Origin of the sequence: Massilia brevitalea (assembly GCF_030711405.1) — a bacterium.
GTDB lineage: Bacteria > Pseudomonadota > Gammaproteobacteria > Burkholderiales > Burkholderiaceae_D > Telluria > Telluria brevitalea.
Genome location: NZ_JAULSI010000002.1, coordinates 202724 through 226904 on the forward strand (window position 1 = coordinate 202724; position 24181 = coordinate 226904).

Genomic DNA, 24181 nt, shown 5'->3' on the forward strand with positions numbered 1-24181 from the left:
TTATTCCTTGGTGGTGGCGGCCGGCGCCGTGGCGGTCACGCCGGGAGGCGTGGCTGCGGCGGCGGACGGGGCCGGGGCGGGCGCAGCCACAGCGGCAGCGGCGCGCACCGGCGCCGGCTTGGCGCCGGCTGTCACGGTTGGTGCGGCCGGCGGCGCCGGGCGCTTGCCGAGCAGGTAATAGTCGAGCGCCTTGCGCGCGATCGGCGCCGCCGTGGCCGCGCCGAAGCCGGCGTTCTCGACCACGAGGGCGATGGCGATCTTCGGCTTGTCGGCCGGCGCGAACGCCGTGTACAGCGCGTTGTCGCGGTGCCGTTCGTCGATGGCGTGGGCGTTGTACTTCTGGCCCTTCAGGCCGATCACCTGCGCGGTGCCGGTCTTGCCGCCCGAGATGTAGCCGGCATTCGCAAAGGCGCGCCGGCCGGTGCCGTAGGCTTCCTGGGTCACGCCGACCATGGCGCGCTTGATGAAGTCGATGTTCTCCTGCTTCAGCGGGATGCGCCGGCTTTCCTTCGGCGTGGTCAGCGTGCGCTCGCGCGTGGCGCCGTCCTCGATCAGCTTCACCAGGTGCGGCTTCATCACCACGCCGTTATTCGCCAGGTTGGCCACCGCGTGCGCCAGCTGGATCATGGTGTAGTTGTTGAAGCCCTGGCCGATCGAGATCGAGATGGTGTCGCCGCCGACCCACTTCTGGGCCGCGCGGTTGCGCTTGAAGCGGTTCGCCTTCCACTCCTTCGACGGCAGCACGCCGGACTTCTCGTGTTCGAGGTCGATGCCGGTGGGCGAGCCGAAGCCGAACGGCGCCAGGAAGCGCGAGATGTTATCGATGCCCATCTCGTTGCCGAGCTGGTAGTAATAGGTGTCGCAGGACTCGGCGATCGAGCGGTACATGTCCACGTAACCGTGGCCGCCCGGCTTGTCGTCGTTGAAGCGGTGCCCGCCGAGCATGAAGAAGCCCGGGTCGCGGATGCCCTGCTCGGGACGGCGGAAGCCGAGTTCCAGCGCGGCCAGCGACATGAAGGGCTTGAAGGTCGAGCCGGGCGGATAAGTGCCCGACAGCGGACGGTTCATCAGCGGCCGGTCGAGCGAGGTATTCAGTTCGTTCCAGCTCTGGCTGTCGATGCCGTCGACGAACAGGTTGGGGTCGAAGCCCGGGCGCGACACGTAGGCCAGCACGTCGCCGGTTTCGGGCTCGATGGCGACGAATGCGCCGCGCTGGTCGCCGAAGGCTTCCTCGACCACTTTCTGCAGCTCGATGTCGATCGACAGGATCAGGTTCGAGCCCGGCACCGGCGCGCGGCGCGACAGCGTGCGGATCGCGCGGCCGCCTGCCGAACGCTCGACTTCCTCGTAGCCGGTGGTGCCGTGCAGGTAGCGCTCGTACTTCTTTTCCAGGCCTTCCTTGCCGATGTGGTCGGTGCCGTTGTAGTTGGCGGCGTCGTCGCTTTCTTCCAGCGCGGCCGCTTCCTTGGCGTTGATGCGGCCGATGTAGCCGACCACGTGCGAGGCCACTTCGCCCAGCGGATACTGGCGGAACAGGCGCGCCTGCACCTCGACGCCCGGGAAGCGGAAGCGCTGGGCGGTGAAGCGCGCCACCTCGTCGTCGGTGAGGCGGGTGCGCAGCGGCACGCTGGCGAAGCTGCGCGACTCTTCCATCAGGCGCTTGAAGCGCTTGCGGTCCTTGGGCTCGATGCTGACGATCTTGGCCAGCTCGTCGATCACCGATTCCAGGTTGGCCTGCAGCTTCGACGGCGTGATCTCGAGCGTGTAGGCCGAATAGTTCTGGGCCAGCACCACGCCGTTGCGGTCGACGATCAGGCCGCGGTTCGGCACGATCGGCACCAGCGCGATGCGGTTGTCTTCGGCCTGCGCCATGTACTGGTCGTGGTGGATCACCTGCAGCCAGACCAGGCGTGCCGTGAGGATGCCGAAGCAGACGAACACCAGCACCGCCAGCGCGGTCATGCGCAGGCGGAACTGGTGAATCTCGCGGTCGCTGTCTTTGATTTCAGTCATTCAAACGAACTCAGATCGGACGGGTATGGTCCCGGTCGACGGCGCGGCGCTGCGGCGCCAGCAGCAGCCAGGAAATCACCGGCCACAGGGCCACGGCCACGGCGCTTTCGACGAAGTGCAGCCAGCCGGTGAAGCGCCCGGTGGCGAACACGTGCACCAGCGACTGGATCGCCTGGGCCAGCAGCAGCAGCGGGAACACGTGCAGCGCCTGGGTCAGCACCGGGAACCACAGAACGCGTCGGTGGATCATGATCGACGCGTACGACAGCAGCGTATAGGCCAGCGCGTTCTCGCCCAGCAGGGTGGCGTCGTGCACGTCCATCAGGAGGCCCATGCAGAAGGCGACGCCGATGCCGACCTTGCGCGGCTGGTGGATGCCCCAGAAGACCAGCACCAGCGCCACGAAGTCGGGCGCGCCGATCCAGCGGCCCCAGGGCAGCAGGTTGAGCATGAAGGCGCAGGTCAGGCTGAACGCGATGAACAGCGGGCTGACCGGCAGCAGGATGTAGTGGGGACGGTTCGCGGGCATGGTCGTGCCCTCCTAGCGGGTGGCCGGCTGGGCCGGCGCGGTGACAGGGGCGGTAATTGGAGCAGTAGCGGGGGCAGTAGCGGGCGCAGCAGCAGGCGGACGCTGGCCGGCGACGCCCGGCGTAGCCACGCCCGGCACTGCCGGCACGCCCGCGGTACCGTTCGGATTCGCCGCCGGCGCCTGGGCCGGCAGCGGCGTGGCGGGCAGCGGCGGCAGCGGCACCGGGTCCATCTTCGGCAGGTTGCGGCGCGCCCCGGACTGGGCCGGCACGTGCGGCACGTCGGCTGGACGCGGCTCGCGCGCCGCCTGCGACATCACGATCAGGAGCTGGCGGTTGCGGTCGATGCCGGCCAGCGGCTGGCAGACCACGCGGCCAAAGGCGCCGGCCGCTACGCTTTCCACCTGTACCACCCTGGCCACGGCCAGGCCGGCCGGATAGATGCCGTCCAGGCCCGAGGTGATCAACACGTCGCCGACCTGGATGTCGGCGTTCGGCGCCACGAAGCGCAAGTCGAGCACGCCCGAGTGCCCGCGGCCATAGGCCACGCTGCGCAGGCCCGAGCGCAGCACCTGCACCGGAATGGCCTGGTCCTTGTCGGTCAGGAGCGTGACTTCGGAGGTGAACGGGAAAACGCGGGTGATCTGGCCGACCACCCCGAGGTTATCGATCACGGGCAGACCGAGCTGCACGCCGTTGCGCGTGCCGCGGTCGAGCACGATGCGGCGCGTCGACGGGTCGCGCGTGTCGTACAGGATCTCGCCCATCATGGACTGCACCGGCAGGTGTTCCCTGGCGTCGAGCAGGCGCCGCAGGTGGGCGTTCTCGGCCATCTGGAGCTGGGCCTGCTGCATGGCCTGGGCCTGGGTCACCTGCTGGTTCTTGAGCGCAACCACTTCCTTCTGCAGGCTGGCGATCGAGGAAAAATAATCGCCCATGCCGTACACGGCGTCGCGCGGCATCAGCGCGGCCATCTGTAGCGGATAGAGCACGGTGGCGGCCACCTGGCGCGCGGCGCCGAGCAGGTGCATGCGCGCATCGACCACCAGCAGCACGATCGACACCAGCGCGAACACCGTCACCTTCACCCGCGCGGAGGCGCCCTGTTTGAAAAGCGGCGGAGGACTGTATTCCATGACTTTCGATTAAGACCGGGCAGACCCGTTAATTGAATAGGCGAATGGGCAGGGGCACGGCAAAGCCGCTCCCCTGCCCACGCGTATTCTTCTTCCCACTGGCCGATCCGGCCACCGCCGCGCTTTACTCGTACGAGAAGATCGAGCCCAGCTTGTCGTTGTGATCGAGCGCCATGCCCGAGCCGCGCACCACGCAGGTCAGCGGGTCTTCGGCCACCAGCACCGGCAGGCCGGTCTCTTCCATCAGCAGGCGATCGAGGTCGCGCAGCAGTGCGCCGCCGCCGGTCAGCATCATGCCCTTTTCGGCGATGTCGGCGCCCAGTTCCGGCGGGGTCTGTTCCAGCGCGTTCTTGACGGCCGAGACGATGTTGTTCAGCGGGTCGGTCAGCGCTTCCAGGATCTCGTTGGACGAAATCGTGAAGGCACGCGGGATGCCTTCGGACAGGTTGCGGCCCTTGACTTCCATTTCCTTGACTTCCGAACCCGGGAAGGCCGAACCGATGGCCTTCTTGATCGCTTCCGCGGTCTGTTCGCCGATCAGCATGCCGTAGTTGCGGCGGATGTAGTTGACGATGGCTTCGTCGAACTTGTCGCCGCCCACGCGCACCGAGCCTTTATAGACCATGCCGCCCAGCGAGATGATGCCGACTTCGGTGGTGCCGCCGCCGATGTCGACCACCATCGAGCCGGTGGCGTCCGAAACCGGCAGGCCGGCGCCGAGCGCGGCAGCCATCGGCTCTTCGATCAGGAACACCTGCGAGGCGCCGGCGCCGAGCGCCGATTCGCGGATCGCGCGGCGCTCGACCTGGGTCGAACCGCAAGGCACGCAGATGATAATGCGCGGCGACGGGCGGAAGAACTTCGAGTCGTGCACCATGCGGATGAACTGCTTGAGCATTTCTTCGGTGACGGTGAAGTCGGCGATCACGCCGTCCTTCATCGGGCGGATCGCCTCGATGTTGCCCGGCACCTTGCCCAGCATCTGCTTGGCCTTGGTGCCGACTGCCTGGATCGTTTTCTTGCCGTTCGGGCCGCCCTGCTGGCGGATCGCCACGACCGACGGTTCGTCCAGCACGATGCCCTGGCCGCGTACATAGATCAGCGTGTTGGCGGTACCCAGGTCGATGGCCAGGTCGTTCGAGAAGTAGCTGCGTAAAGAACCAAACATGTATGTCCTGATGCGCGTTAGCCGCGCCTAACAATTAATCGGGAGTGTTCTTGCCGCGTCGGCCCTGCCTGCGCCCGGCGGTCTTCGTATAGCTGATTGGCCGCGCTCATTCGGCGCCGACCACGCATTAGCCCGCCATTCTACCTTATAATTTACCGATTAAACGCTGAAAACAGGTGGTTTTACCCCCTAGTTCCTGAAGCGAGATCGACGGTATTAGCAAGGTTTTATCGACCGATGCACGCTGTTCAACAGCTGCGCCGCTAGTTCGTTATTCGCCCAACCACACTTTGAACGCGGCCCCGGCCGCGCCCTTTGCCATGTCCCTGACTCTTTCAGACGTAAAACGGATCGCCAACCTGGCCCAGCTCGATATGGACGATGCCCACGCCGAGACCGCGCTGTCCGAGCTGAACGGCATTTTCGCCCTGGCCGAACAGATGCAGGCGGTCGATACCACCGGCGTCGCGCCACTGGCGCATCCGCTGGCCACCATCCTGGCCCTGCCGCTGCGCCTGCGCGACGACGTGGTCACGGAAGACAACCGCCGCGACGCCTACCAGGCGCCCGCCCCGAAGGCCCAGGACGGCTTGTACCTGGTGCCGAAGGTGATCGAGTAATCCTGACGCTTCCACGAACAGCGCTTCTACGAACATACTACGCATATGCATAACAAGACTATCAAAGAGCTGTCGGCGCTGCTGCACGCGAAGCAGATCTCAAGCACCGAGCTGACCCGCCACTACCTGGGCCGCATCGAAGCCAGCGGGCACAACGCCTTCCTGCACGTCGACCAGGAACTGTCGCTGGCCCAGGCCGCGGCCGCCGACGCGCGCTTCGCCGACGGCACCGCGGGCCCCCTCACCGGCGTGCCGATCGCCCACAAGGATATCTTCGTCACGCGCGGCTGGCGCACGACTGCCGGCTCGAAGATGCTGGCCAACTACGTCAGCCCCTTCGACGCCACCGTGGTCGAGCGCTTCAACAGCGCCGGCATGGTCACGCTCGGCAAGGTGAACCTCGACGAATTCGCGATGGGCTCGTCGAACGAGAACTCGGCCTTCGCCCCGGTGCACAATCCCTGGGATGCGAAAGCGGTCCCGGGCGGCTCCTCGGGCGGTTCGGCCGCCGCGATCGCCGCGCGCCTGGCCCCGGCCGCCACCGCCACCGACACCGGCGGCTCGATCCGCCAGCCGGCCGCTTTCTGCGGCGTCACCGGCATCAAGCCGACCTACGGCCGCGTGTCGCGCTTCGGCATGATCGCCTTCGCTTCGTCGCTGGACCAGGGCGGCCCGATCGCCCAGACCGCCGAAGACTGCGCCCTGCTGCTGAACGACATGGTCGGCCACGACGTGCGCGATTCGACCAGCCTCACGCCCGAGCAAGGTAACCTGCAGGAAGACTTCACGCGCGAACTGAACCAGCCGCTCACCGGCCTGCGCATCGGCGTGCCGAGCGAGTACTTCGGCGAAGGCCTGGCGGCGGATGTGGAGCAAGCTGTCCGCGCGGCCCTGGAGCAGTTCGTCAAGCTGGGCGCGACCCTGGTCGACATCTCGCTGCCGAAGACCGCGCTGTCGATCCCGACCTACTACATCATCGCCCCGGCCGAGGCCTCGTCGAACCTGTCGCGCTTCGACGGCGTGCGCTACGGCCACCGCGCCAGCGAGTACAAGGATCTGCAGGACATGTACAAGAAAACGCGCGCCGAAGGCTTTGGCCGCGAAGTCCAGCGCCGCATCATGGTCGGCACCTACGTGCTGTGCCATGGCTACTACGACGCCTACTACGTGCAGGCGCAAAAGATCCGCCGCCTGATCGCCGACGACTTCCAGGCCGCGTTCGCCGACAAGTGCGACGTGATCATGGGCCCGGTGGCGCCAACGGTGGCCTGGGACCTGGGCGACAAGGCCAACGACCCGGTCGCCAACTACCTGGCCGACATCTACACCCTGTCGACCAGCCTGGCCGGCCTGCCCGGCATGTCGATCCCCTGCGGCTTCGGCCAGGGCAAGGATGGAGACATGCGAAACGCCAAGCGCCCGGTCGGCCTGCAAATCATCGGCAATTATTTCAGCGAAGCGAAGCTGCTGAACGTCGCCCACCAATACCAATTGGCGACCGACTGGCACCAACGCGCCCCAGAGAACATCTAACGGCATTATTGGCGAACACCGTAGGGTGGGCACTCCGTGCCCACGCGTGACGCATGAACGGCCTGCGGCGGCACAAACGAACAGCCCGCGCCCTTAATGCGAACCGAACAGAAAAGAGAGAACACCATGCAATGGGAAGTCGTCATCGGTCTTGAGAACCACGTCCAGCTCACGACCAACTCGAAAATCTTCAGCGGCAGCTCGATCCAGTTCGGCGCCGAGCCGAACACGCAAGCGAGCCCGGTGGACCTGGCCCTGCCGGGCGTGCTGCCCGTGATGAACAAGGGCGCCGTCGAACGCGCCATCCGCTTCGGCCTGGCAGTGGGCGCAAAGATCGCGCCGCACTCGGTCTTCGCGCGCAAGAACTACTTCTACCCCGACCTGCCGAAGGGCTACCAGATCAGCCAGTTCGAGGAACCGGTGGTCCAGGGCGGCACCCTTACCTTCGCCTTCGAAAAAGACGGCAAGCTGGAGACGAAGACCGTCAACCTGACCCGGGCCCACCTGGAAGAAGACGCCGGCAAATCGCTGCACGAAGACTACGCCGGCATGACCGGCATCGACCTGAACCGCGCCGGCACGCCGCTGCTCGAAATCGTGTCGGAGCCGGAAATGCGCAGCGCCGCCGAAGCGGTCGCCTACGCCAAGGCCATGCACGGCCTGGTGATGTGGCTCGGCGTTTGCGACGGCAACATGCAGGAAGGTTCCTTCCGCTGCGACGTCAACGTCTCGGTGCGCCCGATGGGCCAGCAGGAATTCGGCACCCGCTGCGAGATCAAGAACCTGAACTCCTTCCGCTTCATGGAAGAGGCGATCCACTACGAGGTGCGGCGCCAGATCGAGCTGATCGAAGACGGCGGCAAGGTCCAGCAAGCCACCCGCCTGTGGGACCCGGACCGCAAGGAAACCCGCGCCATGCGTTCGAAGGAAGACGCGCAGGATTACCGCTACTTCCCCGACCCGGACCTGCCGCCGCTGACGATCTCGCAGGAGTGGATCGAGCGCGTCAAGGCCAGCATGCCGGAACTGCCGGCCGCGATGCGCGCCCGCTTCACCGGCGACTACGGCCTGCCGGAATACGACGCGCTGATCCTGACCTCGTCGCAGGGCATGGCCAGCTACTACGAAGCCGTGGTGGCGAAAGCCGGCAAAGAAAATGCCAAGGTCATCGCCAACTGGATGATGGGCGACGTCTCCTCCACGCTGAACCGCGAGGGCGTCGAGATCACCGCCTCGCCGGTGGAAGCCTCGCAACTGGCCCAGCTGGTCAAGCGCATCGCCGACGGCACGATCTCGAACAAGGCGGCCAAGGAAGTGTTCGCGGCGATGTGGGAAGCCAAGTCGACCGACGAGAACCTGGCCGACACCGTGATCGAGCAGAAAGGCCTGAAGCAGATCTCGGACACGGGCGCGCTGGAAGCCATCGTCGACGAAGTGCTGGCGGCGAACGCCAAGTCGGTCGAGCAGTACCGCGCCGGCAAGGAAGCGGCAATCAACGCGCTGATCGGCCAGACCATGAAGGCGTCGAAGGGCAAGGCGAATCCGGCACAGGTGACAGAGCTCTTGAAGCAGAAGCTGGCGGGTTGATTTTGTTAGTGTAGCAAGCACAAAGAACCGGGGCATGCTCCGGTTTTTTTTCGCCAGCAACAAGCCTGCTTCGGAGTTTCAGAAATTACGCACGCAATCTATGCTTTTTCGCTAATGTTTCGGAATACCAGAAAAAACACGCAAAAACTCATGCATATTGCGTAAATTTCGGAATTTAAGAAATTTTAGCGATGACAGCGCTATATTGAGCCGACCTTCTGACACTCCCGGCGCCCTGGGCCCGGTGGTCCGCCAGCGCCGCCGCGCACAGCAGTTGCGCATCGATGACGCGGCGGCCCTCCCCGGCGTATCGGTCGATCTCATGTCGCGCCTGGAAAATGGACAAGGCAGCGTGCGCCTGGACAAGGCCCTCGCAGTCCTCGACGGCCTCGGGCTGGCATTGCTGGTCGTCCCCAAGGAGCAGCTCCGGGCGCACCGTTTCGACACCACGCCGGCACAGGACGCGTCTGGGGAAACACCGTGACATTCGCGCCCTGATCTCTTTGCCGGCGATCGACTCGTCGCGCAGACCGGACATTAGAGGGCGAAAAAAAACCGGAGCTTTCTCCGGTTTTTTTTGCTTGGCTTGTCTTGCGTGAACCTGCCAACCGATCAGAACGCCGCCGCGCCCATCCGCTCGACACCGATCGCGATATTCTTCCTGATGGCGCCGGCAATCGACATCTTCGCGCGTTCGGCGCCGACAAAGGCTTCGCCGCCGCCGGTGGTGTGCTCGGACTGGACCGACTGCTGCCACACCACGGCGCCGGTATCGGCGCGCTTCAGGGTCCAACCCATCTCGATCTTCGAAGTCATCGAGATGCCGAACGACGGCGAATTGACGCTGAAGACCTGCACCGTCAGCTGGTAGTCGCCGCCACTGCCCTTGACCTCGGCAAATGCTTTGGACGCGGTGATGGCGTCGCTGACCGCAGCGCGCAGCGCGGCGACGTCGGCCGCAGCAGCAGCCGGGTCGGCGTTCGCGGCCGGCAGGGCCGTTACGGTGACCGAGCCGGTGTGCTGCTTCGCGGCCGCGACCGGCGGCGGCGTCAGTTCCTGGGTCGTCATCTGGGAGGCGCAACCGGTCAGGGTAGCCACTGCCAGCACAGCCGGCAGCAACACAACACGGCGTACGGCGGCAAACATATTCTTGTTCATATTCGTCCTCTGGGGTGGTGGTGGTTTATTTCTTTGGCGACGACTGGATATTCGTCAGGACTTCGTCGACCATTTCCGGCGGCGATTTACGGGTCAGCGAGGTATGCAGCGAATTACCGGTGGCGATAGGGAAATTCGTTTTCGGGTCGCGGAAGTTAACCGTCAGCTCGATCATGTACATCGTGATATCCCACATCCATTTATCGACGTAGGTCACCGACATATCCGTGGCATACGGTGTCGGCAATTCCGGTCCGGTAGTGACGACATAACCCTGCTTCTCCAGCCTGGTCTTGATGAGTTCGTTTACGTTGTTCTTGTCCTTGTCGTGCTTGACCACATACGCGGTCTTGACTGCGGACAGGTCTGCGCCCGGCGACAGGCTGGCACTGGCGCGGTTGACGGCGCAGCCACTGGTGAGAACCATGGCGCCGACGATGGCAATCAGAGGGATAAGGCGTTTCATTGCTGAAAGCATGTTGATCTTTCGAATAGGAGCCCGGTAGCCGGGCGGTTCATGATGTGGTCGCGGTTAATAACAGGACAACAATCAATTATATTCTTGGAGCAACACTTTGTTTCAGCGGTTCGAATAATAATTTGTCGATAGAATAAAATCCGCGCCGCCAATGAACATATGCATACCGGCATTCACTGGACGGCATGGCCTTCATTTCGACCGGATGTCCGATTCCCGGTTTTTGCGCCGTAAAAACTCCTTCAATTGAGCGGTTTTTTCGCCTCGCTCATCATAGGCCGCGGCCGTGGCTGCATCGCCGGCCAGCATCGGGCCGCGCGTCGCCTCAGACCCCGTAGCGGGTGCGGTAGGCCGCTACGGCGTCCTTGTGCGCACCCAGGTCGGCTCCCGCCGCTTCGTTCGACAGGTAGCTGAACAGATCGTCCAGGTTGGCGATCGAGATCACCGGAATGCCGAACTCCTGCGCCACCTGCTGCACCGCCGAGTGTTCCGACAGCGCGCCATCCTTGCCCGAGCGTTCCATGCGGTCGAGGGCGATCAGCACGGCGGCCGGTTCGGCGCCCGCGGCGCGGATCATCTGCACCGATTCGCGCACCGAGGTGCCGGCCGAGATCACGTCGTCGACGATCACGACCTTGCCCTTCAGACCGGCGCCGACGATGGTGCCGCCTTCGCCATGGTCCTTGGCTTCCTTGCGGTTGTAGGCGAACGAAGTGTTGCGGCCTTCGGCGGCGAGCGCCACGGCGGTGGCCGATGCCAGGGTGATGCCCTTGTAGGCCGGGCCGAACAGCATGTCGAATTCGACGCCGGACGCCAGCAGGGTCTGGGCGTAGAAGCGGGCCAGGCGGCCCAGGGTGGCGCCGTCGTGGAACAGGCCGGCGTTGAAGAAATAAGGCGAGAGGCGCCCGGCCTTGGTCGTGAATTCACCGAATCGAAGGACTTCGGTCTCGACCGAAAACGCAATAAACTCCTGGCGCAGATTGCTCACGCTATTCTCCTGTATGCGAAAAGCGGTATTGTAATCTGCGCAGCCCCTCCTGTTACGGCGCCGCGGCCAGTTGCGCCACCTGCTCGGGCCCGATCGGCTTGACCAGGTGCTGCGCGAAGCCCGCTTCCTCGCTGCGCAGGCGGTCTCCGTCCTGGCCGTAACCAGACAGGGCGACCAGGCGGCAGGGGTGGTTCCCCAGCACGGCGCGCAAGCGCGTGGCCAGTTCGTAGCCATCCAGGCCGGGCAGGCCGATGTCGAGCACGGCGAGGTCGGGCTTGAGGCGCCCTGCCGCTTCCAGCGCAAGGAAGGGATCGTTGAACACCGCGACCTGGTGGCCGTGCGCCGTCAACAGCTGGCCCAGCATGTCGGCCGCATCGACGTTGTCGTCGACGACCAGGATGCGCTGGCGCTTGCCGGCCTGCGCCGGCGTTTCAAACGTATCGGCATTTTCCAGAGTAGCGCCGCTGCTCACCAGCGGCAGGCAGACGACGAACTCGCTGCCCTGCCCCAGCCCGCCGCTATGCGCCTCGACCGAACCGCCATGCAGTTCGACGATGTTGCGTACCAGCGCCAGCCCGATGCCCAGGCCGCCCTCGATGCGGTCGACGCTGCGTTTGCCCTGGAAGAACAGGCCGAACACCTGTTCCAGCATCTCCGGCGCCAGGCCGATGCCGTTGTCGGACACGCCGATGCGCAGCCAGCCTGGGTTGCCGCGGCGTGCCTGCAGCTTCACTTCGCCGCCCGGCTCGGTGTAGCGCGCGGCATTCGTCAGCAGGTTCGACACCACCTGGGCCAGGCGCATGGCGTCGCCTTCCCACAGCATGCCGGGCTCGATCTCGACCGCGAGGCGATGGCCGCGCTGGGCCAGCAGCGGGCTGGCCATCTCGACCGCCTTGGTCACCGGCAGGGCGACGTCCACCTGCTCGATCTTCAGCTCGATCTGGCCGCGCGTGGCGCGCGCCACGTCGAGCAAGTCGTCGACCAGGCGTACCAGGTGCTCGACCTGGCGCTCGATGATCTCGCGCTCGCGCAGCGCCGCCGATTCGCCGCGCATGCGCATCAACTGCAGCGCGGTGACGATCGGCGACAGCGGGTTGCGCAGTTCGTGGCCGAGCATGGCCAGGAACTCGTCCTTGGTGCGGTTGGCCGCCGTGAGTTCGTCCAGCAGCCCCTCGCGCTCGGCATGGGCGCGCTCCAGGCTGATGCGGCTGCGCACCTGCTCGGTAACGTCGGCCGCGACCAGGATCACGCCCTGCTCTTCGCCGGCGCTATGATCGGGACGGTCGTTCAGGGGTTCGAGGCTGAGCTGCAGGTAGCGCTCCTCGAAGCCGCCATCGGCGCGCGCCAGCTCGACGCGCAGTTCCTCGACCGCAGCCGGCTGCGCACTGGCATACGCCTGTTCGAGCAGGCCGGCGATCGCGCTGCCCTGCCAGTGCGGGAAGGCGGCGCCGAAGGCCTGCCCTTCCAGGCCGCTGCGGCCGACCAGTTCTTGAAAGCGGCGGTTGGCCAGGCGCAGGCGCAGGTCCGGCCCGGTGAGCAGGGCGGTGGCGACCGGCGCGTTGAGCAGCATGCGGTCGCGCTGGGCCAGGGCGGCATCGCGCTGGTGGCGTTCGGTGGCGTCGCGCGTGAAGCAGCGCGTGTAGCGCAGCTGGCCGTCCTCGAAGTAGCCGTTCGAGTGGATCACCACGTGCTTGACCGAGCCGTCCTTGCAGCGCAGGCGCGCCGGCTGGTCGTACAGGGTGCCGCCCGAGGCCAGGGTCGTCAGGATGTGCTCGATCACGGGGGCGTCGACGTGGAAGTCGGCGATGTGGTGGCCGACATATTCTTCCCAGCTGTAGCCGAGCATTTGCAGTTCGGCGCGGTTGGCCCACAAGATGGTGCCGTCGCCGGCCACGCGGTGCAGGCCTTCGGCGGCGTTCTCGACGAAGTCGGCGAATTCCTTTTCGCGCCGGCGCAGGGTTTGCTCGGCGGCTTTGCGGCGCGCGATCTCGGCTTCGAGCTGCTGGTTCTGCAGCTGCGCGCAGGCGGCGCCTTCCTGGCGCATGGGCTTGTGGGTGAATGCGCTGCCCGCTGCCAGCGGCGCCGACGGGCTGCCGCGGAACAGGGAAAAATGGTGGTCGCCGGCGAGCGCGTTCCAGAGCCGCTCGAGGCGCACGGCGGCGGCGTACTCGCCGCGCGCGGACAGCAGCGCCACCATTTCGGCAAACGCGTGCACCGGGCCGCCGTTCGCCCCTGCCGCCGCCAGCGCCGTGCCGACGGCCGCGCGGAAGCGCGCCGCATCCGGCTGGCCGTCCAGCATGAAGGCGGCCAGCGTCGCTTCGGCGTCGAGCACGACCAGTTGCCCCGGATACCAGCTGGCGCCGCCGTCCGCGTTGCCAAAGCCGGCCAGGCGCCGGCGCAGCCCGGCCACATGCTCGGGCGTGGCGATCAGGATGCCGGTGCCCCCGGCGCGCAAGGCCGCGTCGATGAAATCGGCGGCCTCGTCGAGCAGGGCGGCATCGCTGGCGTAGAAGTGAATGGCAGGCGCAGGTTCACCGGCGGCATCCTGCGGCGCGTCGTCGAGGCTGGTCAACACATTGGACTCCAGGGATACTGGCAAGGGAGAGAAAAGCGGTGAAGCAGGGAAATTACTTCGCATACATACGAGTTTAACAGATTGCCGCTGTGCATTTCCGGACCTTGAAAAACGGGTTACACTATTGACCCGCCCACGTTGCGGCCAGGTCACACTTCCCCGCTTTTCCTTATTTCTCTACCAATGCCACGAATTATTTCCGCCAACCTGAACGGTATCCGCTCCGCCCACAAGAAGGGTTTTTTCAACTGGCTGGCCACCCAGGACGCCGATTTCATCTGCGTACAGGAACTGAAATGCCAGGAAGCCGACATGACCGAGGAGCTGTTCAAGCCGCACGGCTACCATGGCCATTTCCACTACGCCGAGAAGAAGGGGTATTCGGGCACCGGCGTGTACAGCCGCACCGCGCCGGATAATAAACGCATCGGCTTCGGCTGCGCGGAATTCGACGCCGAAGGCCGCTACACCCGCTGCGACTTCGGCAATCTCACCGTGATTTCGCTGTATGCGCCGTCGGGCTCGTCCTCGCCCGAACGCCAGCTGGCCAAGTTCCGCTTCATGGAAGCCTTCCTGCCACACCTGCAGGAATTGAAGGCCGAGGGGCGCGAGGTGGTCATCTGCGGCGACTGGAACATCGCGCACAAGGAACTCGACCTCAAGAATTGGAAGAGCAACCAGAAGAACTCGGGCTTCCTGCCGGAAGAACGCGCCTGGATGACGCGCATCTTCGACGAGCTGGGCCTGGTGGACGTGCACCGCGTGGTGGCGCCGGAAGCGGCCGACTATACGTGGTGGAGCAACCGCGGCCAGGCCTGGGCCAACAACGTGGGCTGGCGTATCGACTACCACGTGGCGACGCCGGGGATTGCAGCCACGGCGCATGCGGTGTCGGTGTACAAGGACGAGCGCTTCTCGGACCACGCGCCGCTGATCATCGACTACAAGTTGTAAGTTAGCTTCAATAACGTAGGGTGGGCGCCCTGTGCCCACGCGTGACGTTCGCATGACGCATGCTTAACGCGTGGGCACGGGGCGCCCACCCTACATTGCAAACGTATCGGCCAAAAGAATTACGCTGGCCAGTCCAGCGAGCGTTCGCTATTGAACGTTCGCTGGGTTCCCGTCAGCGGGTCCTCGAAGCTGATCGCGCGCGCCAGCAGTTGCAGCGGCGCGCTGAAATCGTCGCCCTTGCAGGGCAGCGCCACCGGATAGAAGGCATCGTTCAGGATCGGCGCGCCCAATGAAGACAAGTGCAGCCGCAGCTGGTGCTTGCGCCCGGTATGCGGATGCAGGCGGTAGCGCACCACGTCGCCGCGGCGTTCAATTACCTCTATCAGCGTTTCCGAATTCGGCTCGCCCGGCACTTCTTCGCTGACAAAGAACTGCTCGGCATCCTGCATGCGGCTGCGGTAGGTGAAGGGGAATTCCCTTCCTTCGATCGGGCCGGCCAGCGCCTCGTACACCTTGTTCACTACCCGCTTCTGGAACATCGACTGGTACTTGCCGCGCGTGTCCGGGTTGTGCGAGAAGATCACCACGCCGGCCGTCTCGCGGTCGAGGCGGTGGATCGGAGTCAGGTGCGGCAGTTCGAGCTGCGCCTTCAGGCGCACCAGCAAGGTCTCGTGCAGGAAGCGCCCGCTCGGGATCATCGGCAGGAAGTGCGGCTTGTCGACCACCAGCAGATGCGCGTCCTGGAACAGGATGCGCTCCTTGAACGGGATCGGCGTCTCGGGTTCGTCCAGCTCGCGGTAGTACCAGATGCGCATGCCCTGGCGGACATGGCTGTCCGCCTGTAGCGGCTGGCCCTGCGCATCGACGACCTCGCCGCGCCCCAGCCGCGCCGCCCAGGAGTGGAGCGACACGTCCGGAAAGCGCTCGGCCAAGAAGCGCAGCATGCCGCCGGTGCGCGTTTCGGTCAGCCACAAGTAGCTCGGTGCGACGCCGCTGCGGACCGGCAGCGGGACATACGAATTGGCTTCTGCCTGGCGACCCATGGATTACTTCAGCGCGACGTTGGCCCGGTAAGACGGGAGCTTGTTTACCGTCGTGCCCTTGGCGCGCGCGTACAGCGGCAGCAGCACGTTCATGTGCTTTTCCATGTCGTGGATGCGGGTATCGCCGCCCGGGTGGGTCGACAGGAATTCCGGCGGCGCGCCCTTGTTCAGCATGGCCATCTTGCGCCACAGGACGATGCCGGCGCGCGGGTCGTAGCCGGCACGGGCCGCGATGTCGAGCCCGACCAGATCCGCCTCGCGCTCTTCGTCGCGCGAGAATTTCAAGACCACGCCCTGCCCCACCAGGCCGGTGACGGTATTCGTGATGCTGGGGTCGATGCCGAAGATGGCCGAGCCGAGCGCGCCGGCGCCGCGCGCCACCAGCGAGGTGATGCCGGATTTCGCCGTGCGCTCGCGACCGTGCTCGCGCAGGGCGTGGGCGATTTCGTGGCCCATGATGGCGGCCATTTCGTCGTCGGTCAGTTTCAGCTGGTCGATGATGCCTGTGAAGAAGCCGATGCGCCCGCCCGGCATGCAGAAGGCGTTCACTTGCGAGGAGTTGAACAGGTTGACTTCCCACTGCCAGTTCTTGGCCGACTGATTCCAGCGCGGCGTGTGCGGGATGATGCGCTGGGCCACGGCGCGCAGGCGTTTCACCTGCGGGTCGCTGGACGCGACCAGGGCGCCCTTCTGCTGGGCCTGGGACAGCATCTCGCGGTATTGCTGCGAGGCGGCCTCGTTCATCTGTTCTTCGGGAACCAGCACGCGCACGCGCGAGAGCGGCTTGACGGCGATGCCGTCCTGGACGACTTTTTCCTGGGCCTGGGCCGTGCCGAGCGTGGCCAGCATGGCGGCGCAGAGGGCGATATGTTTGAGTTTTTTCATGGCAATTAAATGGCGTGCTGTTTTTGTCAACAGCATCGTCGCAGAAATGCGCGGATGGGGTACGCACGATAACGGCAAATCATGGCTGATGCGATCGCTGGGATGTCGCGGCGTAGCCGAAGATGGCGGCCTCGACCGTACGGTGGGCACCCCGTGCCCACGCGGAACGATGCGTCATGTTGGCTCCGTTTTGACATGATTGGCCGATCATTGCACGCGCTAACGAAGAGATCATTTTGCGGCCCTAACGGGGCCAACGTGACGCTGGCTTTCGCGTGGGCACGGAGTGCCCACCGTACGGTCATTGCCGCAGGCCAGACGCAGGCCCCAGGCCAGGCGACGGCTGAGATCCAACCATGGCCGCAGGCCGGGCGGCAACCGCAGCCCGCCTTATGCCCGCTTCGCCTTTTTCTTCAGCCGGAACACCGCCAAACTCCCACGCAAATTCGGCAGGAAGCTCACCGGCTTGCCCTCGGCCAGCGCCACGTACTCCAGCACCTCCAGCCCGCACTCCTCAGCCAGTTCCTTGAAGTCGTCAATGGTGGCGTAGCGTACGTTCGGCGTGTCGAACCACTGGTAAGGCAGCGTGCGCGATACCGGCATGCGGCCCTTCAGCAGCGCCACCCGGTGCGGCCAGTAGGCGAAGTTCGGGAACGACACGATCGCCTCGGCGCCGACGCGCACGATGTCGCGCAGGCGTGCTTCGACGTGCAGCATCATCTGCAGCGAAGACAGGCAGAGCACAGTGTCGAAGGCGTTGTCGCCGAACAGGTCCAGTCCCTCCTCCATGTCGTGCTGGATGACGCTGATGCCGCGCCGCGTGCTTTCCAGTACCTTGTCGTCGGCGATCTCGATGCCGTAGCCGGTACAGCGCTTGCCGGTCTCCAGGTAGCGCAACATGGCGCCGTCGCCGCAGCCCACGTCGAGCACGTGCGAACCCTCGCCTACCCAGTCGGCGATGAAGGCCAGGTCGGGACGCAGGGTCGTCAGGTCTTCGAATTTCATGCGCCCTCCTTCGTGGCTTCTTCCCAGATGCGGTCGTAGTAGGCCCGCACCACGCCCATGTAGCGCGCGTCTTCCAGCAGGAAGGCGTCGTGCCCGTGCGGCGCGTCGATTTCGGCGTAGGTCACCTTGCGGCGGTTCGAGATCAGCGCCTCGACGATCTCGCGGCTGCGCTCGGGCGAGAAGCGCCAGTCGGTGGTGAAGGAAGCGATCAGGAACTGCGCCTTCGTGGCCGCCAGCGCGCGCGTCAAATCGCCGCCATGCTCGCGCGCCGGGTCGAAATAGTCGAGCGCCTTGGTGATCAGGAGGTAGGTATTCGCGTCGAAGTATTCCGAGAACTTGTCGCCCTGGTAGCGCAGATAGGATTCGATCTCGAAGTCGATGCCGAAGTCGAACTGGTAATCGTTGCGGCCCGCGCCAGGGGTCTCGGCGGCGTTGCGCAGTTTGCGGCCGAATTTTTCCGCCATGTCGTCGTTCGACAAATACGTGATGTGGCCGACCATGCGCGCCACCTTCAGGCCATTCTTCGGCACCACGCCGTGCTCATAAAAATCGCCGCCGTGGTAGTCCGGGTCGGTGAGGATGGCCTGGCGCGCGACGTCGTTGAAGGCGATGTTCTGGGCCGACAGCTTCGGCGTGGAGGCGATCACGATGCAGTGGCGCAGGCGCGCGGGGAACAGGATGCTCCACGAGAGGGCCTGCATGCCGCCGAGCGAACCTCCCATCACGGCGGCGAACTGCTCGATGCCGAGGCGGTCGGCCAGGCGCGCCTGGGCCGCGACCCAGTCTTCCACCGTCAGCAGCGGAAAGGCTGCGCCGTAGGGCTTGCCGGTGGCCGGATTGGCGTGCATCGGCCCGGTCGAGCCGAAGCAGGAGCCGAGGTTGTTCACGCCGATGACGAAGAAGCGGTCGGTGTCGACAGGTTTACCCGGCCCCACCATGTTGTCCCACCAGCCGGCGCTTTTCGGTTCGCCCGCATAGGTGCCGGCCACGTGGTGCGAGGCGTTCAGCGCGTGGCAGATCAGCACGGCGTTCGAACGCTCGGCGTTCAGCGTGCCGTAGGTTTCATACATCAGCGTGTAGTCGCCGAGGTGCGCGCCGCTTTGCAGGCGCAGCGGCTCGGCGAAATGCATCGCCTGGGGGGAGACGGTTCCTAAGGATCCCATGAGACTTTCTTGGTTTGGTATTCGGCGGCGCTGGCGGCCGCCCGGTAGGGCTTAAATGAGTTGGAGCTGTTCGACCGCCTCGGCGATCTCGTTCGGTTCCATCGAGCGCATGATGCGTCGCATTCGCGGGACGATCCGGGCCAGGTCGGCGCCGAGGATTTCCTGCTTCACAGCCAGCAGCTGGGCCGGGTGCATCGAGAATTCGCGCAGCCCCATGCCGAGCAGCAGGCGCGTCAGCTTGATGTCGCCCGCCATTTCGCCGCACACGGCGACATCGATGCCGGCCTTTTGCCCGGCCGCGATGGTCATGCCGATCAGCTGCAGCACCGCCGGGTGCAGCGGGTTGTACAGGTGGGCCACTTCGTAGTCGACGCGGTCGATCGCCAGCGTGTACTGGATCAAATCGTTGGTACCGATCGACAGGAAGTCCATGCGCTTGACGAACATCGGCAGCGCCAGTGCGGCGGCCGGGATCTCGATCATGGCGCCGACTTCCACTTCCGGGTCGTACTTGATGTTCTGTTCGCGCAGCTGGGCCTTGGCCTGCTCGATCATGTTCAGGGTCTGGTCGATTTCGAAAGCATGCGCCAGCATCGGGATCAGGATGCGCACCTTCCCAAAAGCCGAGGCACGCAGGATCGCGCGCAGCTGGGTCAGGAACAGCTGCGGCTCGGCCAGGCAGTAGCGGATCGCGCGCAGGCCCAGGGCCGGGTTCAGCGCCGTGTGCTCGGTCGGGTCGAGCGGCTTGTCGGCGCCCACATCCAGCGTGCGGATCGTCACCGGACGGCCCTTCATGGCCACCACGGCGCGCCGGTACTGCTCGAACTGCTCGTCCTCGCTCGGAATCTTCAGGCCGTCGGCGCCGCGCGCCATGAACAGGAATTCGGAGCGGAACAGGCCGACGCCGTTCGCGCCCGCTTCCAGCGCGTGCGGGCAGTCGTCGGGCAGCTCGATGTTCGCCAGCAGGCGGATCGCGGTGCCGTCCTTGGTCACGGCCGGGGTTTTCTTGAGCTTGAGCAGGCGCTTGCGGGCCTTGCCCAGCGCGGCCTGGCGCGCGCGGTACTGCTCCAGCACCAGCTGGCTTGGATTGCAGATCACCACGCCGGCATCGCCGTCGACGATGATCCAGTCGTCCTGCTCGACCAGGCGCGAGGCCTGGCTCATGCCGACGGCTGCAGGAATGTCGAGCGAACGCGCGACAATCGCCGTGTGCGAGTTCTGGCCGCCGACGTCGGTAACAAAACCGATGAAGGAGCGATCGCGGAAAGCCAGCATGTCGGCCGGCGAGATGTCGTGGGCGACCACGATCATCTGCGGATGGTAGTCGTCGTCGCCGCCCAAAATCGGCGGCACGCTCAGGGCCGTGCCCATCAGGACCTTCAGCACGCGCTCGGCGACCTGCTGGATGTCCTGCTTGCGCTCGCGCAGGTATTCGTCCTCGATCTCGTCGAACTGGGCAGAGAGCTCGTCGATCTGCGTCACCAGCGCCCACTCGGCGTTGTAGTGGCGCATGCGGATGATGTCGAGCGGCGCTTCCGAGATCAGCGGGTCGGACAGGATCAGCGCATGCACGTCGATGAAGGCGCCCAGTTCGGTCGGCGCATCCTTCGGCAAATCGGTCCACAGCTCCTGCAAATTGCGGTGCACGGCGGCGATCGCATCCTGCAGGCGTTTGACTTCCGCTTCGACCTGCTCTTGCGGAACCAGGTAATGCTTGACGTCGAGCGCGGCAGGCGTGAGCAGGTGCGCGCGGCCGATCGAAATGCCGCGCGAAACCGGAATGCCATGGAGCGTGAACGAAGCCATCGAAGGTCCCGAACGGTAGCGGCCGACGTCGGGCATTTATTCGCCTTCGCCGAAGCGGTCGTTGATCAGGCCAGTCAGGGCCGTGACCGCATCGGCTTCGTCCGGGCCATCGGCCTCGAGGGTCACTTTCGCGCCCTTGCCGGCGGCCAGCATCATCACGCCCATGATGGACTTGGCGTTGATGCGGCGGCCGTTGCGGGTGAGCCAGACGTCGCTTTTGTATTTCGCGGCCAGCTGGGTGAATTTGGCGGATGCGCGGGCGTGCAGGCCCAGTTTGTTGATGATTTCGAGTTCTTGCTGAATCATGTTTTATCTTTTGTTCTCAAACTGCGTTACGCCAGAAGGACGCCTGGCGCCCTCGTTTACTTCTATGCCAATCAGGAACCGACACGAATCCGGGTATCCACCCGCACCGCGCCGTTCTGGGCGCCCGCCAACGCCATTTCCACCACCACATCCAGCGTGTCGCGGCGGTAGGTGATCGCCCGCAGCAGCATCGGCAGGCTGATGCCGGCGATAATTTCCACATGGCCCGCGTCGTGCAGCGAATTGCAGCAGTTCGACGGCGTGCCTCCCTTGATGTCGGTGATCACCAGGACGCCGTCGCCGTCGTCCAGGCGTGCGATCGCCTCTTTCGCCTTGCAATTGACGGCGCGCGTGTCTTCGTCGGCCGCCACGTCGATGGCCTCGAAGCGCTCGGTCGGTCCGCGAAATACATGCGCGACCGCCGCGATGAATGCCTGTCCCAATGGTGCGTGGGTCAGGAGCAAAATCCCTACCATGATTATCTTTCAGTCACCTGCTGTTCGACCGCGTCGATGAACATCGCGGCCACGTCGAAACCAGTCTGGTCGGTGATCTCCTGGAAGCAGGTGGGGCTGGTGACATTTACTTCAGTCAGGAAATCTCCGATCACATCTAATCCTACCAGCAACAGGCCACGCTCGGCCAGCACCGGGCCCAGGGCTTCGGCGATCTGGCGGTCGCGCTCGGTGATCGGCTGGGCCACGCCGATGCCGCCGGCAGCCAGGTTGCCGCGCACTTCGGTGCCTTGCGGGATGCGCGCCAGCGTAAACGGCACCGGCTTGCCGCCGATGACCAGGATGCGCTTGTCGCCCTTCACGATCTCGGGAATGTACTTCTGCACCATAATGGTGCGCTTGCCGTTGTCGCTCAGCGTTTCGATGATCGCGCCCAGGTTCATCGCGTCGGACTTCACGCGGAAGATGCCGGTGCCGCCCATGCCGTCGAGCGGCTTGAAGATCACGTCGCCGTGCTTGGCGTGGAAGGCGCGCAGGCGCTGTTCCGACGAGCTGACCAGGGTCGGCGAAGTGAATTCGGCAAACTGGCCGATGGCCAGCTTTTCGTTGTGGTCGCGGATCGCCGACGGCTTGTTGAAGACGCGCGCGCCCTGCTTTTCCGCCAGTTCCAGCAGATAGGTGCCGTAGACGTACTCCATGTCGAAGGGCGGGTCCTTGCGCTCGATGATGGCGTCGAAGCTGGAGAGGCGCACTTCCTCGGCCGGATCGGCGGTGTACCAGACGTCAGGGTCGCCGGTCAGGTGGATGCGGGCCACGGCGGCCGTGACGATGCCTTCTTCCAGCGCCATGTCGCGCTGCTCGAAGAACCAGACTTCGTGGCCGCGGCGCGCCGCTTCGCGCATCATGGCGAAGGTCGAGTCCTTGTAGATCTTGAAACCGGTGAGCGGATCGGCGAGGAAAGCGATTTTCATGGGTATGTCCAGCTAAGGTAATGCCACCAATTTTAGCTGGAAACCCGAAACCGCGCGGCCGGGCGCCCCGGCCTGGGTAAAGCGGCGAAGAATGCCGAACACTATGCCGAAAGTAATGCCACTCGGCACATAATGCTGTTGAGCAAATTGATCGGTATCGCGCACCCGCATGAGCGCGCGCAAACCCGATGCGGGTAGCCTGCGCGACGATGGCTGCATGGATGCCCAACTCGACCAACCCAACAAGCAGGAACGCGCCCCGGACAACAGCCCGGATGACAGCCCGGACGACAGCCCGGAGCGCGAGCAGGAGCGCATTGCGCGCGTCTACCGCGGCTGGCACGGCGGCGCCGCGCTGGCGCGCTATGCCTGGCACCGGCCCGACATCGTGCTGCAGCAAGCGATGCGCGCGCGGGTCCTGTCGCGCATGCTGGCCGCTACCGTCGGCACCGATCTCGCCAAGGCGAGTGTGGTAGACGTCGGCTGCGGCACCGGCGGCTTCCTGCGCCAGCTGATCGACTGGGGCGCCACACCAGGCAACCTGGTCGGTACTGAACTCCAGCAAGACCGGCTCGACCTGGCCGCGCCGCGCACCGCAAACGGCGTGCGCTGGCATTGCGGGTCCTTGGCCGCCCTGCCGGCCGCCAGCGCCGACCTGATCGCGGCAAACACCGTGTTTTCCTCGATCCTCGACCAGGAAGTGCGCCAGCAGCTGGCAGCCGGCATGTGGCGCGTGCTGCGCCCCGGCGGCTGGAGCCTGGTGTTCGACTTCCGCTACAACAACCCGAAGAACCCGCACGTGCGCCGCGTCACGCGTAGCGAGCTCGATAGCTTTTGGCCCGGCGAGCGCCAGCAATACCGCACCCTGCTGCTGGCGCCGCCCATCAGCCGCGCGCTGGCCGGGCTGCCGGTGCTGGTCACCGAAACCCTGGCCGCACTGGCGCCGCCGCTGCGCTCGCATTTTTTGTATATGGTGCAAAAGCCTGGCTGAGCATTGCAGGATAAATTGTCAGTGAGCGCCATATGTCTGGCGAAGCCCGGCCTACCGCCGTACGAAACAACCGCAGCACAAAATCTGCGATGGAACAATAAAAAAGGCTGTTCAGACCATGCCGTTCGAACAAGACTGAACGGCATTTTTCTTTTGCGTCTTGTTATCGGGACGGGCTGGATGTGGGATGCGATATGATTCCAATTCCAAGCAAACGAAAGCTGATATCGGCATCAGTCCGACACTGGATGATTTGATGATTGAAATGAAAGAAATAGACCGTAGCGCAGCACCGCTTTCCGACGGCGATGATGAGGATAGCGGGATGGTATTCAACTTGTTTATCGAGGGTGAATCTCCTGAAAGCATTACCGAGGAAAGCGACGACGAGCCAGAAGTGCAGGTAGCGCCTGTCGCCACCGAAGTCAAAAAAGCGCAAGAAGCCGAAGAATTGGCCGATGGTGATTTTCTTGCACTGGCGGCGACAGGCGACGTGGATTTCTACGACAAGACCGTAACCGACCGTCTGGCTGCGTTGGCGAGGAAATACACTGCCCCGGAAAGTGCTTATCTCGCGCTCATCATGCAAGCCAGGACCGCTGCAAAGAACTTCCTTATTGCCGAGTTGGAGAAAAAGCTGGCCCGATAATTCAAGGGCGGACTGAGCGCTTTGCATCGAGAGTTGCAATGCCAGCGCCTGCAGCGTTCTGCGCGTAAGCGAGTAGCCCGCCTCTCGTGCCCCGGCCTTCGCCAAGCAAAAGGGACCGCAAGGGTCTAATGCCGTTCAGTTAAGGTCCTTCTTCAGGACGCGGACGGTAT

General features: G+C 64.8%; 23 protein-coding genes. 7 read left to right on the forward strand and 16 right to left on the reverse strand.

Annotation, left to right across the window (positions count from 1 at the left end):
- The 4 genes from mrdA to QWL29_RS01890 form a co-directional block, all read right to left on the reverse strand.
- On the reverse strand, nucleotides 1–2013 hold the full coding sequence (gene mrdA, locus QWL29_RS01875) for a penicillin-binding protein 2 (RefSeq protein WP_305821188.1): 2013 nt from the start codon (nucleotides 2011–2013) through the stop codon (nucleotides 1–3).
- 10 nt (nucleotides 2014–2023) lie between these two features.
- A complete protein-coding gene (gene mreD, locus QWL29_RS01880; protein ID WP_305821189.1) occupies nucleotides 2024–2542 on the reverse strand; it encodes a rod shape-determining protein MreD in 519 nt (172 codons plus the stop codon).
- A gap of 12 nt (nucleotides 2543–2554) precedes the next feature.
- The gene (gene mreC / locus QWL29_RS01885) at nucleotides 2555–3676 is read right to left on the reverse strand and encodes a rod shape-determining protein MreC (protein ID WP_305821190.1); all 1122 of its coding nucleotides are present in this window, start codon (nucleotides 3674–3676) and stop codon (nucleotides 2555–2557) included.
- A gap of 124 nt (nucleotides 3677–3800) precedes the next feature.
- On the reverse strand, nucleotides 3801–4844 hold the full coding sequence (locus QWL29_RS01890) for a rod shape-determining protein (RefSeq protein WP_305821191.1): 1044 nt from the start codon (nucleotides 4842–4844) through the stop codon (nucleotides 3801–3803).
- Between the two features lie 320 nt (nucleotides 4845–5164).
- Here QWL29_RS01890 and gatC point away from each other — a divergent pair, with 320 nt between their 5' ends.
- The 4 genes from gatC (at nucleotide 5165) to QWL29_RS01910 (ending at nucleotide 9068) form a co-directional block, all read left to right on the forward strand.
- Complete coding sequence (gene gatC, locus QWL29_RS01895) at nucleotides 5165–5464, forward strand: Asp-tRNA(Asn)/Glu-tRNA(Gln) amidotransferase subunit GatC (protein ID WP_305821192.1); 300 nt, start codon at nucleotides 5165–5167, stop codon at nucleotides 5462–5464.
- Nucleotides 5465–5509: 45 nt separating this feature from the next.
- Nucleotides 5510–6997, forward strand: coding sequence for an Asp-tRNA(Asn)/Glu-tRNA(Gln) amidotransferase subunit GatA (gene gatA / locus QWL29_RS01900; protein WP_305821193.1), 1488 nt, complete (start codon nucleotides 5510–5512; stop codon nucleotides 6995–6997).
- 126 nt (nucleotides 6998–7123) lie between these two features.
- Nucleotides 7124–8584, forward strand: a complete 1461-nt coding sequence (gene gatB / locus QWL29_RS01905) for an Asp-tRNA(Asn)/Glu-tRNA(Gln) amidotransferase subunit GatB (RefSeq protein ID WP_305821194.1) — start codon at nucleotides 7124–7126, stop codon at nucleotides 8582–8584.
- Nucleotides 8585–8789: 205 nt separating this feature from the next.
- Nucleotides 8790–9068 (forward strand): helix-turn-helix domain-containing protein, encoded by a 279-nt coding sequence (locus QWL29_RS01910; protein WP_305821195.1) that lies wholly within the window; start codon nucleotides 8790–8792, stop codon nucleotides 9066–9068.
- 128 nt (nucleotides 9069–9196) lie between these two features.
- On the opposite strand, the gene QWL29_RS01915 is transcribed toward QWL29_RS01910, so the two are convergent.
- The 4 genes from QWL29_RS01915 to QWL29_RS01930 all read right to left on the reverse strand — a co-directional run bounded on the left by QWL29_RS01915 (nucleotide 9197) and on the right by QWL29_RS01930 (nucleotide 13783).
- Nucleotides 9197–9742, reverse strand: coding sequence for a hypothetical protein (locus tag QWL29_RS01915; RefSeq protein WP_305821196.1), 546 nt, complete (start codon nucleotides 9740–9742; stop codon nucleotides 9197–9199).
- A 25-nt stretch (nucleotides 9743–9767) separates the two neighbouring features.
- The gene (locus QWL29_RS01920) at nucleotides 9768–10208 is read right to left on the reverse strand and encodes a hypothetical protein (protein WP_305821197.1); all 441 of its coding nucleotides are present in this window, start codon (nucleotides 10206–10208) and stop codon (nucleotides 9768–9770) included.
- Nucleotides 10209–10545: 337 nt separating this feature from the next.
- Nucleotides 10546–11208: an orotate phosphoribosyltransferase gene (gene pyrE, locus QWL29_RS01925; protein WP_305821198.1), complete on the reverse strand. Its 663-nt coding sequence runs from the start codon at nucleotides 11206–11208 to the stop codon at nucleotides 10546–10548.
- Nucleotides 11209–11260: 52 nt separating this feature from the next.
- Nucleotides 11261–13783, reverse strand: coding sequence for a hybrid sensor histidine kinase/response regulator (locus QWL29_RS01930; protein ID WP_305821199.1), 2523 nt, complete (start codon nucleotides 13781–13783; stop codon nucleotides 11261–11263).
- 183 nt (nucleotides 13784–13966) lie between these two features.
- Between QWL29_RS01930 and QWL29_RS01935 the strand changes: the two genes are divergently transcribed.
- A complete protein-coding gene (locus QWL29_RS01935) occupies nucleotides 13967–14737 on the forward strand; it encodes an exodeoxyribonuclease III (RefSeq protein ID WP_305821200.1) in 771 nt (256 codons plus the stop codon).
- A gap of 119 nt (nucleotides 14738–14856) precedes the next feature.
- On the opposite strand, the gene QWL29_RS01940 is transcribed toward QWL29_RS01935, so the two are convergent.
- The 8 genes from QWL29_RS01940 to gshB all read right to left on the reverse strand — a co-directional run bounded on the left by QWL29_RS01940 (nucleotide 14857) and on the right by gshB (nucleotide 22371).
- Nucleotides 14857–15780: a pseudouridine synthase gene (locus QWL29_RS01940; protein WP_305821201.1), complete on the reverse strand. Its 924-nt coding sequence runs from the start codon at nucleotides 15778–15780 to the stop codon at nucleotides 14857–14859.
- A gap of 3 nt (nucleotides 15781–15783) precedes the next feature.
- Nucleotides 15784–16665 carry a M48 family metallopeptidase gene (locus tag QWL29_RS01945; RefSeq protein WP_305821202.1) on the reverse strand — a complete coding sequence of 294 codons (882 nt, stop codon included), beginning with the start codon at nucleotides 16663–16665 and terminating at the stop codon, nucleotides 15784–15786.
- A 390-nt stretch (nucleotides 16666–17055) separates the two neighbouring features.
- Nucleotides 17056–17670: a methionine biosynthesis protein MetW gene (gene metW, locus QWL29_RS01950; RefSeq protein WP_305821203.1), complete on the reverse strand. Its 615-nt coding sequence runs from the start codon at nucleotides 17668–17670 to the stop codon at nucleotides 17056–17058.
- The gene (gene metX, locus QWL29_RS01955) at nucleotides 17667–18833 is read right to left on the reverse strand and encodes a homoserine O-succinyltransferase MetX (RefSeq protein ID WP_305821204.1); all 1167 of its coding nucleotides are present in this window, start codon (nucleotides 18831–18833) and stop codon (nucleotides 17667–17669) included. Before metX ends, metW begins: the two co-directional genes overlap by 4 nt.
- Before the next feature lie 51 nt (nucleotides 18834–18884).
- Nucleotides 18885–20639 carry a phosphoenolpyruvate--protein phosphotransferase gene (ptsP, locus tag QWL29_RS01960; protein WP_305821214.1) on the reverse strand — a complete coding sequence of 585 codons (1755 nt, stop codon included), beginning with the start codon at nucleotides 20637–20639 and terminating at the stop codon, nucleotides 18885–18887.
- A gap of 36 nt (nucleotides 20640–20675) precedes the next feature.
- Complete coding sequence (locus tag QWL29_RS01965) at nucleotides 20676–20945, reverse strand: HPr family phosphocarrier protein (protein ID WP_229438213.1); 270 nt, start codon at nucleotides 20943–20945, stop codon at nucleotides 20676–20678.
- Between the two features lie 71 nt (nucleotides 20946–21016).
- Nucleotides 21017–21421 (reverse strand): PTS sugar transporter subunit IIA, encoded by a 405-nt coding sequence (locus QWL29_RS01970; protein ID WP_305821205.1) that lies wholly within the window; start codon nucleotides 21419–21421, stop codon nucleotides 21017–21019.
- 2 nt (nucleotides 21422–21423) lie between these two features.
- Nucleotides 21424–22371: a glutathione synthase gene (gene gshB / locus QWL29_RS01975; protein ID WP_305821206.1), complete on the reverse strand. Its 948-nt coding sequence runs from the start codon at nucleotides 22369–22371 to the stop codon at nucleotides 21424–21426.
- Nucleotides 22372–22540: 169 nt separating this feature from the next.
- Between gshB and QWL29_RS01980 the strand changes: the two genes are divergently transcribed.
- Both QWL29_RS01980 and QWL29_RS01985 read left to right on the forward strand, forming a co-directional pair.
- Nucleotides 22541–23362: a class I SAM-dependent methyltransferase gene (locus tag QWL29_RS01980; protein WP_305821207.1), complete on the forward strand. Its 822-nt coding sequence runs from the start codon at nucleotides 22541–22543 to the stop codon at nucleotides 23360–23362.
- Between the two features lie 187 nt (nucleotides 23363–23549).
- Complete coding sequence (locus tag QWL29_RS01985) at nucleotides 23550–24011, forward strand: hypothetical protein (RefSeq protein ID WP_305821208.1); 462 nt, start codon at nucleotides 23550–23552, stop codon at nucleotides 24009–24011.
- Nucleotides 24012–24181 lie beyond the last annotated feature (170 nt).

What these genes read in the sequence shown, in the direction of transcription:
- mrdA (WP_305821188.1), bottom strand. Translation starts at nt 2,013, where the DNA reads ATGACTGAAATCAAAGACAGCGACCGCGAGATTCACCAGTTCCGCCTG.
- mreD (WP_305821189.1), bottom strand. Translation starts at nt 2,542, where the DNA reads ATGCCCGCGAACCGTCCCCACTACATCCTGCTGCCGGTCAGCCCGCTG.
- mreC (WP_305821190.1), bottom strand. Translation starts at nt 3,676, where the DNA reads ATGGAATACAGTCCTCCGCCGCTTTTCAAACAGGGCGCCTCCGCGCGG.
- QWL29_RS01890 (WP_305821191.1), bottom strand. Translation starts at nt 4,844, where the DNA reads ATGTTTGGTTCTTTACGCAGCTACTTCTCGAACGACCTGGCCATCGAC.
- gatC (WP_305821192.1), top strand. Translation starts at nt 5,165, where the DNA reads ATGTCCCTGACTCTTTCAGACGTAAAACGGATCGCCAACCTGGCCCAG.
- gatA (WP_305821193.1), top strand. Translation starts at nt 5,510, where the DNA reads ATGCATAACAAGACTATCAAAGAGCTGTCGGCGCTGCTGCACGCGAAG.
- gatB (WP_305821194.1), top strand. Translation starts at nt 7,124, where the DNA reads ATGCAATGGGAAGTCGTCATCGGTCTTGAGAACCACGTCCAGCTCACG.
- QWL29_RS01915 (WP_305821196.1), bottom strand. Translation starts at nt 9,742, where the DNA reads ATGAACAAGAATATGTTTGCCGCCGTACGCCGTGTTGTGTTGCTGCCG.
- QWL29_RS01920 (WP_305821197.1), bottom strand. Translation starts at nt 10,208, where the DNA reads ATGAAACGCCTTATCCCTCTGATTGCCATCGTCGGCGCCATGGTTCTC.
- QWL29_RS01935 (WP_305821200.1), top strand. Translation starts at nt 13,967, where the DNA reads ATGCCACGAATTATTTCCGCCAACCTGAACGGTATCCGCTCCGCCCAC.
- QWL29_RS01940 (WP_305821201.1), bottom strand. Translation starts at nt 15,780, where the DNA reads ATGGGTCGCCAGGCAGAAGCCAATTCGTATGTCCCGCTGCCGGTCCGC.
- QWL29_RS01945 (WP_305821202.1), bottom strand. Translation starts at nt 16,665, where the DNA reads ATGAAAAAACTCAAACATATCGCCCTCTGCGCCGCCATGCTGGCCACG.
- metW (WP_305821203.1), bottom strand. Translation starts at nt 17,670, where the DNA reads ATGAAATTCGAAGACCTGACGACCCTGCGTCCCGACCTGGCCTTCATC.
- metX (WP_305821204.1), bottom strand. Translation starts at nt 18,833, where the DNA reads ATGGGATCCTTAGGAACCGTCTCCCCCCAGGCGATGCATTTCGCCGAG.
- ptsP (WP_305821214.1), bottom strand. Translation starts at nt 20,639, where the DNA reads ATGGCTTCGTTCACGCTCCATGGCATTCCGGTTTCGCGCGGCATTTCG.
- QWL29_RS01965 (WP_229438213.1), bottom strand. Translation starts at nt 20,945, where the DNA reads ATGATTCAGCAAGAACTCGAAATCATCAACAAACTGGGCCTGCACGCC.
- QWL29_RS01970 (WP_305821205.1), bottom strand. Translation starts at nt 21,421, where the DNA reads ATGGTAGGGATTTTGCTCCTGACCCACGCACCATTGGGACAGGCATTC.
- gshB (WP_305821206.1), bottom strand. Translation starts at nt 22,371, where the DNA reads ATGAAAATCGCTTTCCTCGCCGATCCGCTCACCGGTTTCAAGATCTAC.
- QWL29_RS01980 (WP_305821207.1), top strand. Translation starts at nt 22,541, where the DNA reads ATGAGCGCGCGCAAACCCGATGCGGGTAGCCTGCGCGACGATGGCTGC.
- QWL29_RS01985 (WP_305821208.1), top strand. Translation starts at nt 23,550, where the DNA reads ATGCGATATGATTCCAATTCCAAGCAAACGAAAGCTGATATCGGCATC.